We start from the raw sequence: 13,036 nt of genomic DNA on the forward strand, positions 1-13,036 counted from the left end.
CTCTTAACTCTTAACTCTTAACTCTTAACTGCTAGCTTTTAGCTCTTGGGACTTAAATCTAGCTAAGTCTAAACACCAATTTCTGAGCACTAGCGAGTGACGCGCATCGACAAGTCACTCGCCCCATCAAGATCTTGTCTACAAAATTGTTAGAACATGAGCATTTTCAATCATTTTCGATATAATTATAGAAAATGCCTAATATTTAAATACGTATGAATTTAAAAAAACTCTTCATTTTAGCTTTTGTTAGCGTCTTCTCAGGTTGTGCCGTCTACGCGGGTTTAAACTTCGACGAACTGTTTGGTGAACAACAAGTACGCGATCGCCAAGCACCTATTCTTTCAGCTCAAGCGCAGCACTTCATTGACGAAGTAAAGCCCATCATTGATAACCGATGCGTGGTTTGTCACGCTTGTTATGACGCCCCTTGCCAACTCAAAATGTCTTCAGTGGAAGGTATAGACCGAGGCGCGAGCAAGGCACTCGTTTATCAAGGCACCCGCTTAACGGCATCAGCCCCTACTCGCTTGTTTGAAGATGCTTTAACCACGCAAGAGTGGCGCGATGCGGATTTTCATCCTGTCCTCAATGAGCGTATGCAGAACTCAACGGCTAACCTCGATGCTGGTCTTGTTTCTCGCATGTTGATTCAGAAAGAGAATCACCCTCTGCCCGATCAAACCCGGCTTGAAGGTTTCGACTTTTCAATCGATCGCGACCAACAGTGCCCAACCATTGAAGAGTACGCCCAATACGAGAGAGATTACCCAACTTGGGGGATGCCTTATGGGATGCCAAACTTAGACAAAACAGAATACGCGACTTTAATGAGTTGGTTGGAAAATGGCGCGTTAATGAACGACCACATTCCATTGACTGATGCAGAACAAGAGCTCGTTAATGTCTACGAAAGCTTTTTAAACAAGAGCGACAATAAGAGTCAACTTTCAGCACGTTATATCTACGAGCACCTGTTTTTATCTCATGTCTATTTTTCTGATTTAGCTCAACCAACGCGTTTCTTTACTGTTGTTCGCTCTGCAACACCACCAGGTGAAGCGGTACAACGCATCACGACTCGTCGCCCTTATGACGATCCAAAAGTAGACAGTGTTTACTACCGTCTGATTCCAGAACAAGGCACTATCGTCGACAAAACGCACATGCCTTTCGCACTTAATAAAGAGCGTCTACAAAAGTGGAATACCTGGTTTGTCGACGTAAATTACGAAGTAAAACAACTACCTAGTTACGACATCGATGTTTCAGCAAACCCAATGACATCATTTGAAGCGCTGCCAGTAAACTCGCGCTTCAACTTCATGTTAGATAACGCGCAAAACACCATCATGGCCTACATCAAAGGACCTGTGTGTCGTGGTCAACTTGCCTTGAACGTAATTAACGACCGTTTTTGGGTTTTCTTCATCGACCCAGAGAAAGCCGATGTTCCGGAAATCAACGCCTTCTACGCAAGTCAAAAGAAAAATTTAAAGCTACCTAGCGAACTAAAAAGTAACACCGTACCTGTGACCAACTGGGTAAGATACGCAAAGCAACAAGCGCAATACCTAAACGCGAAATCAGACTTCACTAACCAATGGTTCGAGAGTGGCGTCCACCTAGACACTGGCATCATTTGGGATGGCGATGGCATCAACCCGAATGCTGCTCTCACCGTCTTTAGGCACTTCGATAGCGCCTCTGTTGTACAAGGGTTAGTTGGCACGCAACCTAAGACTGCGTGGATTCTTGATTATGCTCTTCTAGAGCGTATTCATTATCTTCTCGTTGCAGGCTTCGATGTTTACGGCAACTTTGGTCACCAGCTGATTACACGCATGTTCATGGACTTCTTGCGTCTTGAAGGTGAGAGTAACTTCTTAAGCCTTCTTCCTAAAGACGTTCGTCACATTGAACACTCTAGTTGGTACCAGAACCAAAGCGCACAACTGAGTGACTATTTGCAGCGAAACATTGCACCTTTTGATCAGCCGACCAGCGTGGTTTACAAAACGGCCGATCCGAAACGCGAACTGCTTGATATGATCAAAGATAAGCTCGCACCTGTTCTCGATAATCGCTTTGAGATTGTTGAAACAGGTTTTGGTAGGAAGAATGAAGCACTGCTTAACCAAGTGAATTTGATAAAGGGCGAAGGCCTGCGTCATGTGCCTCAATTAGTGATGATCATGATTGAAGGCGAAAACGGCGAAGAGCAACTGTTCACCATGATTCACAACAACGCTCACAGCAACATTTCGAGCCTGTTTAATGAAGAAGGTAACCGTGATTACGCCAATGATGACCTAACCCTCGTAAGAGGCGTTGTCGGTAGCTACCCTGCGGCTTACCTGTCATTAACGGAGAGCGAGATTCCTGCTCTGGTTAAAACGCTGCAAAACTTAAACGCAGAAGAGGACTACGTGGCGCTGCTAGACAAGTTTGCGGTACGACGCAGTTCTAGCGAGTTCTGGCCATTCAGTGATCGCGTGCATCGTTGGTATCAACAAGACCAACCGATCGAGTTTGGCTTGTTGGATTACAACCGCTTCGAGAACCGTTAGTTTTCACTCATAAAGCATAAAAGCAAAAATCCTCTGTCTTGGCAGAGGATTTTTTGTATATAGGAAAGTATCTTAAGTGCTATTGAGAAGCGACGAGTTCTCTATATTGAAGCCGATGCTTCCGGTTGGTGTAGCTCATCAAAAAACGCACGCGCGGCGGGAGAAAGGGAATCCACAGGTTGCTTCAACACCACGTAAAACTGGCTCTTGAGGCTCCATTTCTCGGGCTGAAGCGGAATCAAGGCTTGGTCATAATGGCCACGGTCGATTAAGTGAGACGGTAAAAAACTCAGGTGTGTGCCGGCCAAGGTTAAAATTACACCCGACTCGACATGCCAACCATCAAAAGGCTTTACGGAATCGTACTGCTCGATATTCAGTAATCGGAACATCTCGTCTTTGGCATAGCCGCCCATGTTGATGCGACAGCCATCCAATGAGAAATCCCTGTCCATGATCTTCTCGGCCAGATCTTTGCGCGCATACAGATAACTGTGCTCTTCAAACAGTGGGTATTTATGTTGAAACGCTGATTTTTGATGTGACCCTAGAACCACTATCATCATATCAATCTGGTTCTTTGCTAGCTTCTCATTCAACTGAGTGAAATCGCCAACATCAACACTCACCTCTACACTGTTACTGCGTTGGTAAAACGTCTCGATCGCTTTAGGAAGTGGGTTATAGGGCAAAGTGACGGTGTTATCCAAGCATCCAATTCGCACATGCCCAGAGAGTTCTGTCTGTACACCTCGTAACTTATAAGCGAAGTCAGTTAAGGTCGAATTCAATTGGTTCGCATATTTATACACTTGCTCACCTTCGTGAGTCAGCTTAAAACCACGTCGTCCACGTTGGCATAATGTTAATTCTAAGCTTTTTTCCAAGGCAATAAGCTGATTACTCAGCACAGGTTGGCTAATCCCAGTGCTGGCGACCGCCTGATTGATGCCTCCTTGCTCAACAATTTCACAAAAAAGCTCTAATCTTCGCAGGTCTCTTTTATCTAACTTATTGTTTGAATTCACTTTGCCACTCACATTTGTTTTTTGTTATGTTTACATCTGATTATATTCATTTATTAACAATAAATACATCAGTATGCTTTATTCACACTTATGGAATAACAATGCATGGATGGCAATATGGCGGCAGAAGCTTACGTGAATAAACCCGAAGCAACACACAGCCACAAAAAGATAGATGACTTCGAGTTGGAACCCGTTCCCGAGAAGGCCAAACGATCTTGGTGGGTCATCAGCCTTATTTGGTTGGCAATCGGCATCGACATTTCGGGACTGTTTCTCGGCTCGATTCTAAGCAGCGGTATTGGTTTTGAAGACGCACTGCTTGCCACGTTTATTGGTTCAGGCTTATTGGCGATCATCGCGATGCTGTGTGCCAACATTGGCTTTCAAGCTGGCGTGTCTACCCCGCTGGTGAGCAGCGCGGTATTTGGCCGTAACGGCGGTAAAATTCTTGGCTTCATCAACGGCATCTCATTAGTCGGCTGGTTCGCATTCCAGGCTGATTTCTTCGCTTTCATCATGGTCGATGCACTGGCGAAATACGACATCATAATTTCACACCTCACCGCTCTTATTGGCGGCAGTGTGTTAATGATGATGACGGCTATCTATGGCGTTCGTGCTTTAGGCAAACTCAGTACCTATTCTGTTCCATTGATGGTGACGTTGATTACCATCGGTTTGTTTATGGCTGCTGATTATCAAGGTGGCGCAGCGCCATCGATTGAAGATCCTTTGACGCTTGGCCAAGCCATCTCTTTTGTTATGTCTATCTGGATTCTAGCTGCGGTTGCTGCACCTGATATTGCTCGCTACGCCAAAACACGCCGTGATGCGATTTTAGGAGCGGGTATCGGTTTCCTCGTCGGCAACAGTGCCATCATTCTTATCGCATTGATCTTGACCAAAATGACCGGCACCGACGACCTAGTCGAAGTCTTCTTCACCCTAGGTTTAGGCATGGCGGCCATTATAGTACTGGTATTCGCACAATGGACCACCAACAGTAGCAACCTAACCTCTGGCGGCTTATGCATGTCGATGGTTCTACCTAAGATTCCGCGCCCTGTTCTGGTTGTGATCATGACCATCGTCGGCATTGGTATCGCTCAACTCGGCATGGTGAACAAGTTTACCGACTTCTTAATGCTACTCAGCGTAACCATTGCGCCTGCTGCGGGTGTCTACATCGTTCAATATTATGTTTTAGATTCGACAAAAATGAGCTTTGAGAACATCCAACAAGTTCCAGCTTGGATGTTTAAAGGCTTGGCTTCTTGGGCATTTGGTACTGCATTCAGCGCTTGTACTGCACCAGAGTTTTTCAACCTGTTTTCGTTCACCAGCATCTCGGCGTTAGACGGCATTCTTGCCGCTGGTGTGATTTACCTCGCCCTAATGAAGCTTTCTCCTTCAAGTGATAAGGAATAGTAGTTGTGATTATTACTGAACAAATGATTGATGATATCGCGCTGGGTGCGACGGTATTAGGTACTGGCGGCGGCGGTGACCCATACAGCGGTGCCTTGATGGCGAAAGTAGCCATTGCAACGGCAAAGCACCCTGTACGCATGATTCCTTTAGAAGACGTGCAAGACGATTGGATGACAGTGCCCTCTTCAATGATTGGCGCACCAACCGTCGCAGTAGAGAAACTCAATTCGAAAGATCAAATGTTGATTGCTTTCGAAGCGATGGAAAAAGCGCTCGGCACTGAAGTGGCGGCAACGTTTCCTATCGAAGTAGGCGGCTTCAATTCATTGATTCCAATTCTCGTTGCAGCACAAAAGAGCATTCCTGTGATCGATTGTGATGCGATGGGACGTGCGTTCCCAGAAGCTCAGATGGTGACCTTCTTTCTTGATGGTCTCCCTTCTGCACCAAACACATTGGCCGATGAGCGTGGCAATGTCGTCACGCTTTATCCGATTGACGGTATTTGGTCTGAAAAGTTTGCGAGACCAATTACCGAACAGATGGGTGGCTCTGCAGCAATGTGCGATTACCCAATGAACGGTAAGAACCTAAAACGCAGCGCACTGCCTGCAACACTGACCCAAGCAATGAAGATTGGTGAAGCGATTAGACTGGCGAACGACAACAATAAAAGTGGCACACAGGCCGTATTAGACATTGTCGGCGGCCATACCATCATCAGTGGCAAGATTGTTGATATTCAACGTGAAACCGATGGTGGTTTTGCAACAGGTGGTGTCGTGATTGAAAAGCTGGCTCAGTTTGAAGATACCGGCGTCGATAACGTGTTTGTGCAGTTCCAAAACGAATTACTTCTCGCGCACAAAGGTACAAGCCGCGCAGACATGAGCCAAGATAACCTGCTGGCATCAACACCGGATCTTATTTCGATCTTGGATCATGAAACGGGTAAGCCAATCACAACCGAACAACTTCGTTACGGGCAGCGCATCGACCTGATCGCTTACCCTTGCGACCCCAAATGGCGCACTGACAAAGGTATTGAAGTCGCGGGCCCGGGTTACTTTGGCTACACCGTCGAGTATCAAACCATTGAACAACTAAAGTCTGCATTGAAGAGGTAGTCGCATGACAAACATTACGCTTGATTACTGCCGTTTGGGCATTGACGTAGGTGGCACCAATACCGACGGTGTGCTGCTCGACGCAGACTTAAATGTGATTGCCAAAGTAAAAACCGCAACCACACATGATGTTTCAACAGGGATCGACAACGCGATTTCTGCGCTATTAAACCAAGCAAACATTGATGGTCAGCAAGTGAAACACGCGATGCTTGGCACGACTCAATGCACCAACGCAATCGTTGAACGAAAAGGCTTAGACAGAGTCGGCATGATTCGCTTAGCGCTTCCCAGTGGTGATAGCGTCCCGCCCCTTTGTGGTTGGAGTGAAGCGTGGCAAAACCTGCTTGGTCAGCACTTCTACCAAGCGCACGGCGGCTATGAATACGACGGCCAGTTAATTGCCGATATTCAAGAGTCTGAGATCCGCGAGCTTTGCCAGAAAATGAAAGGCCAAGTGGATTCCATTGCTATCTGCGGAGTGTTCTCTCCCGTCAATGGCGACCAGGAGCTTCAAGCAGCAGAGTGGATTCAACAAGAACTTCCGGGAGTGAACCTTTCGTTATCCCATAAAGTGGGCAGTTTAGGGCTTTTAGAGCGTGAGAACGCCACTATCCTCAATGCGGCTCTACAAGGTACAGCAAAACGATTCGTTGACGGCTTTTGCAGTGCACTCATCAATCATGAAATCCACACCACGCCTTATTTCGGTCAGAACGACGGAACACTGATGTCACAGCAGTTCGCATTGATGTACCCGATTCTTACCGTGGCTTGTGGGCCAACAAACTCGATTCGTGGAGCGAGTCACTTAACTAAGTTAAAAGACGCGATTGTGGTCGATGTGGGCGGCACTACGTCTGATATCGGCGTACTGACTCACGGCTACCCAAGAGAATCGAGCTTAGCAGTAGAAATCGGTGAAGTGAGAACCAACTTCCGTATGCCTGATATTTTGGCGTTAGCCATTGGTGGTGGTACCAAGGTTCGCTTTGAACAGCAGCGTATAGAGCTAGGCCCAGAAAGTGTTGGCCATACCTTGACGCAAACGGCGCGTAGCTTTGGTGGTGATGAACTTACGCTCACCGATATTGCACTCAAAACAGGACAAATGCAGTGGCAGGCAGAACATCAACTGAGTGATGAGATTGGTGTTTCAGCCGAACAAGCAAGCAAGATTTATCAACAAATGGTCACGGATGTTGAAGAAGGCATCGATAAGATGAAGACCTCTGCGGCGAGTGTACCCGTAATCATGGTTGGTGGTGGTAGTGCCCTATTCCCAGATCATTTTGAAGGTGTGAGCCAAGTGGTTCGTCCTGAGCACTTTGAAGTGGCTAATGCGATTGGTGTTGCGTTGGGTGAAATATCAGGTCAATTCGATAAGATCGTACCGATTGACCCAGCATCACGTGAAGAGACCTTAAAGGGCTTGGAAGCGCAATCAAAGCAACTGGCGATTGAAGCTGGCGCATGCAGCGATAATGTCGCGATCATTGAACGCAGCGAGATTCCATTAAGCTACCTACAAGGCAATATGGTTCACGTTAAGATCAAAGCTGCTGGACATATCAAGATGGCTTAGAGCCGTTCCTTGAAAGCCTTACTTAGATTATTATTCGACAATAAAAAAGCAGGTCACTTCTTCATATTAAAACGGAGAAATAGCCTGCTTTTTGTTTTCTGTTCTTATTTTGGGGCTTTCCGCCCAATAGCCACTCTATAGTTGCTCTCGGAGCGCTGCTAACGAGTCTTTCACCAATTCAGGTAATGAGTCTGCATTATCGCGATATTGAAGTAATGGATCCTCGCTCGCTTCAATGCTCTGGCATAAAGCAAACAGTGCAGATAATCCTAGGCTGCCGGCAGACCCTTTCAGTTTATGAGCTAAAGACTTAATTTCACGAGCGTTGTCAGCGGCACTTGCCACAATCAGTTCATCGAGAGTGACTTGGCTGCTTTGGTCAAACAACCCAACAATCTGCACTATTTTTTCTCGACCGAGAATGGCCAAGTCGTCTTTGATAATCTTAGGGTTAATCATCTGCACAATCGGTTCTCCTTGATTATGTTCCGCGTCTTGGTTTGCTCGTTGTGTCGAGCTTGCAAATGCCAATGCTGATAAGTCTAGCTCGGTTTCCTGAGGTTTAGAGTTTAGCTGACAGCAAACAGCATCTGACGGATCCGGCTGAGGCAGCAACAGCGTGTGACCGTCCAACTGCTCAACAATCAATTCCGATAATGCTTCCTTCTCTAACGGCTTAGGTAAGAATCCATCAAAGCCAGACGACAAATAGCTTTCCACTTCTTCGTTAAACACATGAGCCGATACTGCGATCATTGGGGGTACTTTTCGAATTACGTCTTCTTCACTTTTATGCTGAAGCGCATCGTCTTTGAGTTGTTGAATTAACTCGACGCCATCGCAGTCGGGTAAGTTAATGTCCACCAGCGCAATATCGAACTCTTGCTCACTGAATATGGCTCTCGCTTCTTGTCCGGTTGTCGCAATCACAACCTCGTGCCCCAAGTTATGCAAGAAGCCTTCAGCAACGATGCAGTTTACGGGGTTATCTTCAATCAGAAGTACTTTAGCTCGAATACACGCTTCAATGACCGGTACTTTCGTTTCTATCTTCTCACCGGCTTCAAGTGGCAGTGAGAACCAAAACTGGCTACCCTCGCCTTCTTCAGAATGAACGCCAATATCCCCGTTCATTGCCAACATGATGCTTTTACTGATCGCTAATCCAAGCCCTGTGCCGCCGGTTTTGTTGCGACCGCTATCGGTTTGGGTAAAGGCATCAAACAGACAAGCTTGTTCGCTAGCATCAATACCGACACCTGTATCTGACACTTCAAACATCACTCGATTTTCATCTTCGATATCTAAGCTGATAAAGATATCGACCGAGCCACTTTCCGTAAACTTAATCGCGTTACCGACCAAATTATTCAAGATTTGGCTGATTCGCGTTACGTCACCACGCCAATAGCGTTGCACATCACTTTCAATATGGAAATCAAAGTTCAGCTTCTTCTCAGCGGCACGCCCTTCCATCAATTGGTAGGTATCTTGAACCATCTGATGAAGATCAAACGAAGCAGTGCGGATTTCTAAATGCCCTGCTTCAATCTTTGAGTAATCCAACACGTCATTCAAAATCGCGAGTAGGTTCTTACCGCTGCGGTTAATGATGTCTGCATAGCCGGATTGCAGCGGGTCTAACCCGGTATCTTTGAGCAATCTTGCAGTACCTAATACACCGTTCATCGGCGTTCGTATTTCATGACTCATCGTCGCAAGGAAAGCGGATTTTGCGCGGCTTGCTTGTTCTGCGGCGTTACGAGCCTTAGCGTGGTTCCCTACCTCGATGTTCAGCTTCTCATTGGTCTTTTGCAGCTGGTAGGTTCGGTCTGTGACCAACTCTTCTAAGTGTTCTTTGTGCTCTTCAAGTTCGCGTTTCGCCTTTGCTTCACCCACCGCAACCACTTGTAGCGCCTGCGCGGTGTTTCTGGCAGTGATGATCGCCTCGCCCATATGAGCCAGCTCATCATTACCCTTTACCGAGATATCAATATTCAGGCGACCTTGTGCGATAGACATCAAGGCCGATGAGTATTCAGTAAGACGTTTAACAACCGAGATATACACCACTCGCCACACGATAAATGCAACGATAACCAAACCAATAACCGAAATCACAGACAGTGACCATTGAGCCAAATTCAACGTGCTGGTCAGCTCATCAACCGCTTTTTTGGTACTGCGGTTTGAATCATCAACCAGTTGGTTAACCGTTGTATTCAGCTGAGAGAACAGCTCCAACGTATTTTGCATCAGAAACTCTGACTTTTTGGTGTTCTCGTATTGTTCTAATGAAATATCGAACACGACTTGGCGTTTTCTGAGCTCTTCTAGAAGCTGAGACATCTGCGCTGAACGAGTAGGATCTTCGACCGCTTTAACGCGGCGCGCCATGATTCTTAGGTTGGATTCAAATTCTGATTGGATTTGATGAATACGCTCTACGTTGGTAACGGTTTGCGTTTCTTCAATTTGGTTAAGCATTTTGAACGCCAGCAAATGCAATTCGTGTAGGCGCTCAGACAAATCAAGGTCAACCTCAACAAGCGCATCTAAGGCTTGGTAGGCTTTATCCGTTTCTTTGGTTTCTAGCAGGTCATAGATATGCGTGACGTTAGCAACCGCAATGGTAGCCGTGTTCAAAACTTGGGTTCGCGTCAACTGCTCTAGCTCTTCGGCCAATAGGCGCATCTCTTCGACACGAGACGACAACTCTTTGCTTAACCAAAGCTTACGCTCAACCGACACACCCAACTCAGCCAGTGTGTTAATAACGCTTTGAACATTGTTTTCGAGTTTATTGAGGAGCTGAGAATCGAAACTGTCGACACCAAGCTCTTTGATATGTTGAAGAAGCGACTCAAGTTGGTCAAACAGTACGGTGCCAGCCTCTTTTCTTTCAGCTTCGTTTCTCGCATTAGAAAGTGTTTGTACTGACGAAATAATACGGTTACTCAACTCAGAAACCTGACGAGCTTCGATCATGGCAGGAAGCGCCGAATCAACGACGTTTCTTTCCGTTTTGGCTACAAAGCTAAAACCAGAAACACCGATCAATGCAGACAATAGAACCAACAGTGCCATCACTAAGAATGAGGCCAGCAGCTTGCGTCCAATACTCGCTGAAGCTAACAACATAAACTCTAAACCTTAAAACGTTCTTCTTTACCCATGCAGAATACGCTATATTTTGCAGTGTTTCTTATCTAAAACCAATAAAACGGCAATTCATGCTATCTAGACCTTTCGCTTCAATAATTCTTCTCTCACTACTGGCCTCAGTGACCACTGTCGCAGGGGCTAGCGAGCCTTTGAGCCCAATAAAACCAGCCGAAGCCACATCACACAAAGAGAAAATTTGTGCCATTTATCCGCACCTCAAAGACTCTTATTGGTTGTCGGTAAACTATGGAATGATCTCTGAAGCAGAAAAGCAGCAAGTTGAGCTAAGAGTATTGGAAGCTGGCGGTTACCCCAACGTGGCCAAACAAGCCTCGCAACTGGTGCTTTGCACACAATGGGGAGCCGATGCGATTATTTTAGGTACGGTTTCACCCGATGCGTATCATGACAATCTCAGCGATTGGGTTGGCTCGACGCCTGTGTTTGCTACGGTAAATGAGTTAACCGTCAATGAAGAACAACAGAAGGTATTAAAAGGTACGGTCGGTGTCGATTGGTACCAAATGGGATACCAAGTCGGAGATTTTTTGTCGAAACGACACCCGAAAGGATCAGGCGAAACACCTATCGCCCTGTTACTTGGCCCACAAGCGAGTGGCGGCACTAAGCCTGTAGCACTGGGGTTTTATGATGCGATCAAGTCGAGTGATATCAAAATTGCGATCAGCTATTGGGCAGATAACGATAAAGAACTTCAAAGAAATCTAGTACAGCAGGTGATAGAAGAACCTGATATCCAATATATAGTCGGAAGTGCCGTCGCGATTGAAGCAGCGATCAGTGAGCTACGAGCGGCCGATAAAACCGAAGATATTGGGTTAATCTCAAGTTACCTAAGTCACGGAACCTACCGTGGTTTACTCCGTAACAAGGTACTTTTTGCGCCAACCGATAAAATGGTTGAGCAAGGTCGCTTGTCGGTAAAACAAGCCACGAGTTACTTACGCGGTCAACCTTACGAGCAACACAGCGCACCGATTATCGAAGCGCTGACACCTGCAACTCTCAAAGATCAAATTATCGCCGACTCATTGTCACCTTCTGAGTTTCGTCCGGTATTCAGTGTGAATCCATAGTGCTATATTGGCTGAAGAACTCAAAACAATAAAAACGAAACAACAATTTAGGGAACATTCATGCAAAAAACAACGCGCACTATGCCAACACACAAGCATATCGCTTTGGTCGCTCATGACCACTTCAAACCTGAGCTACTAAGATGGGTCAAAGAGAACAAAGAAAAACTACAAAAGCACTTCCTTTACGCAACGGGCACGACTGGTTCTCTACTCAGTAAAGAGACAGGCTTAGCAATCAAGAGCATGATCAGCGGCCCAATGGGCGGCGACCAACAACTTGGCGCGCTTATCTCTGAAGGCAAAATCGATATGCTGATTTTCTTCTGGGATCCGCTTAATGCTGTACCACATGACCCAGACGTAAAAGCACTGCTTCGTATCGCAAGTGTTTGGAACATTCCTGTGGCCACTAACCGCGCTACCGCTAATTTCTTGTTTAACTCTTCACTGCTTGAAGAAGAAGTAATCATCGAGATCCCAGACTACGAAGCGTACCTAGCTGAGCGCACGTAATCGCACGTTAAATGTGCTCTCTACTGAACAGACTAAAAAGCCTGCATTTTATCGCAGGCTTTTTTATGTCTCGTTTTCAGACATTAAACAGTTCAATCATAAAACAGTGCGAGAGTCTCTCTATTTATCGCTCCACACTGCCATCTCGTTGCCACTTGGCTCTCTGAAATGGAAACGTCTGCCGCCGGGAAAGCTAAAGATCTCACGGTTTATCTGACCACCAGCATCAATTACATCGCGCTCGGTTTGCTCAAGATCTTGGCTATAAAAAACCATCAGCGCCGCGCCATTATCCGTATTCGACGCCAGATCCGCCAAATAGAAGCCGCCCATTAAGCCTTTGCCTTCAAACGCAGAATACTCAGGGCCATAGTCTTCAAAGCTCCAACCAAACACTTGACTGAAAAATGCCTTAGTTGCTGAGATGTCTTTCGCAGCAAATTCAATGTAGTTAATAGAGCCGTGTTCCATAGCAAATTCCTTATGCTTTATGCGTCTGCCTTGTGATATTAGG

9 protein-coding genes are annotated in these 13,036 nt (G+C 46.2%); 6 read left to right on the forward strand and 3 right to left on the reverse strand.

The window, feature by feature from the left end:
• The first annotated feature begins 215 nt into the window (after positions 1–215).
• Positions 216–2,570 (forward strand): fatty acid cis/trans isomerase, encoded by a 2,355-nt coding sequence (locus AB6E30_RS08155; protein WP_372103225.1) that lies wholly within the window; start codon positions 216–218, stop codon positions 2,568–2,570.
• A gap of 101 nt (positions 2,571–2,671) precedes the next feature.
• Here the strand turns inward: AB6E30_RS08155 and AB6E30_RS08160 are convergent, their stop codons facing one another.
• Positions 2,672–3,610, reverse strand: a complete 939-nt coding sequence (locus AB6E30_RS08160; protein ID WP_372103228.1) for a LysR family transcriptional regulator — start codon at positions 3,608–3,610, stop codon at positions 2,672–2,674.
• A gap of 93 nt (positions 3,611–3,703) precedes the next feature.
• Between AB6E30_RS08160 and AB6E30_RS08165 the strand changes: the two genes are divergently transcribed.
• From AB6E30_RS08165 to AB6E30_RS08175, 3 genes are read left to right on the forward strand one after another with little or no spacing between them, the layout of a single operon-like run.
• Positions 3,704–5,029 (forward strand): cytosine permease, encoded by a 1,326-nt coding sequence (locus tag AB6E30_RS08165; RefSeq protein WP_372103231.1) that lies wholly within the window; start codon positions 3,704–3,706, stop codon positions 5,027–5,029.
• Between the two features lie 5 nt (positions 5,030–5,034).
• Positions 5,035–6,159: a DUF917 domain-containing protein gene (locus AB6E30_RS08170; RefSeq protein WP_136977915.1), complete on the forward strand. Its 1,125-nt coding sequence runs from the start codon at positions 5,035–5,037 to the stop codon at positions 6,157–6,159.
• Between the two features lie 4 nt (positions 6,160–6,163).
• The gene (locus tag AB6E30_RS08175) at positions 6,164–7,744 is read left to right on the forward strand and encodes a hydantoinase/oxoprolinase N-terminal domain-containing protein (protein WP_017064777.1); all 1,581 of its coding nucleotides are present in this window, start codon (positions 6,164–6,166) and stop codon (positions 7,742–7,744) included.
• 135 nt (positions 7,745–7,879) lie between these two features.
• Here the strand turns inward: AB6E30_RS08175 and torS are convergent, their stop codons facing one another.
• Positions 7,880–10,885, reverse strand: a complete 3,006-nt coding sequence (gene torS / locus AB6E30_RS08180) for a TMAO reductase system sensor histidine kinase/response regulator TorS (protein ID WP_017060885.1) — start codon at positions 10,883–10,885, stop codon at positions 7,880–7,882.
• A gap of 92 nt (positions 10,886–10,977) precedes the next feature.
• On the opposite strand from torS, the gene torT reads away from it, so the two are divergent.
• Positions 10,978–12,006, forward strand: a complete 1,029-nt coding sequence (torT, locus tag AB6E30_RS08185; RefSeq protein WP_372103234.1) for a TMAO reductase system periplasmic protein TorT — start codon at positions 10,978–10,980, stop codon at positions 12,004–12,006.
• A gap of 60 nt (positions 12,007–12,066) precedes the next feature.
• On the forward strand, positions 12,067–12,522 hold the full coding sequence (locus AB6E30_RS08190; RefSeq protein ID WP_017064778.1) for a methylglyoxal synthase: 456 nt from the start codon (positions 12,067–12,069) through the stop codon (positions 12,520–12,522).
• Between the two features lie 120 nt (positions 12,523–12,642).
• Here AB6E30_RS08190 and AB6E30_RS08195 read toward each other — a convergent pair whose 3' ends face one another.
• Positions 12,643–12,993 (reverse strand): VOC family protein, encoded by a 351-nt coding sequence (locus tag AB6E30_RS08195; RefSeq protein WP_017060889.1) that lies wholly within the window; start codon positions 12,991–12,993, stop codon positions 12,643–12,645.
• Between the last annotated feature and the right edge of the window lie 43 nt (positions 12,994–13,036).

It is taken from the genome of Vibrio sp. 10N.247.311.12 (assembly GCF_041467515.1).
Classification (GTDB): Bacteria; Pseudomonadota; Gammaproteobacteria; order Enterobacterales; family Vibrionaceae; genus Vibrio; species Vibrio crassostreae_C.

Bases quoted from the DNA above. Each gene is read 5' to 3' on its own strand.
- AB6E30_RS08155 (WP_372103225.1), top strand. From the start codon at position 216: ATGAATTTAAAAAAACTCTTCATTTTAGCTTTTGTTAGCGTCTTCTCA.
- AB6E30_RS08165 (WP_372103231.1), top strand. From the start codon at position 3,704: ATGGATGGCAATATGGCGGCAGAAGCTTACGTGAATAAACCCGAAGCA.
- AB6E30_RS08175 (WP_017064777.1), top strand. From the start codon at position 6,164: ATGACAAACATTACGCTTGATTACTGCCGTTTGGGCATTGACGTAGGT.
- torS (WP_017060885.1), bottom strand. From the start codon at position 10,885: ATGTTGTTAGCTTCAGCGAGTATTGGACGCAAGCTGCTGGCCTCATTC.
- torT (WP_372103234.1), top strand. From the start codon at position 10,978: ATGCTATCTAGACCTTTCGCTTCAATAATTCTTCTCTCACTACTGGCC.
- AB6E30_RS08190 (WP_017064778.1), top strand. From the start codon at position 12,067: ATGCAAAAAACAACGCGCACTATGCCAACACACAAGCATATCGCTTTG.
- AB6E30_RS08195 (WP_017060889.1), bottom strand. From the start codon at position 12,993: ATGGAACACGGCTCTATTAACTACATTGAATTTGCTGCGAAAGACATC.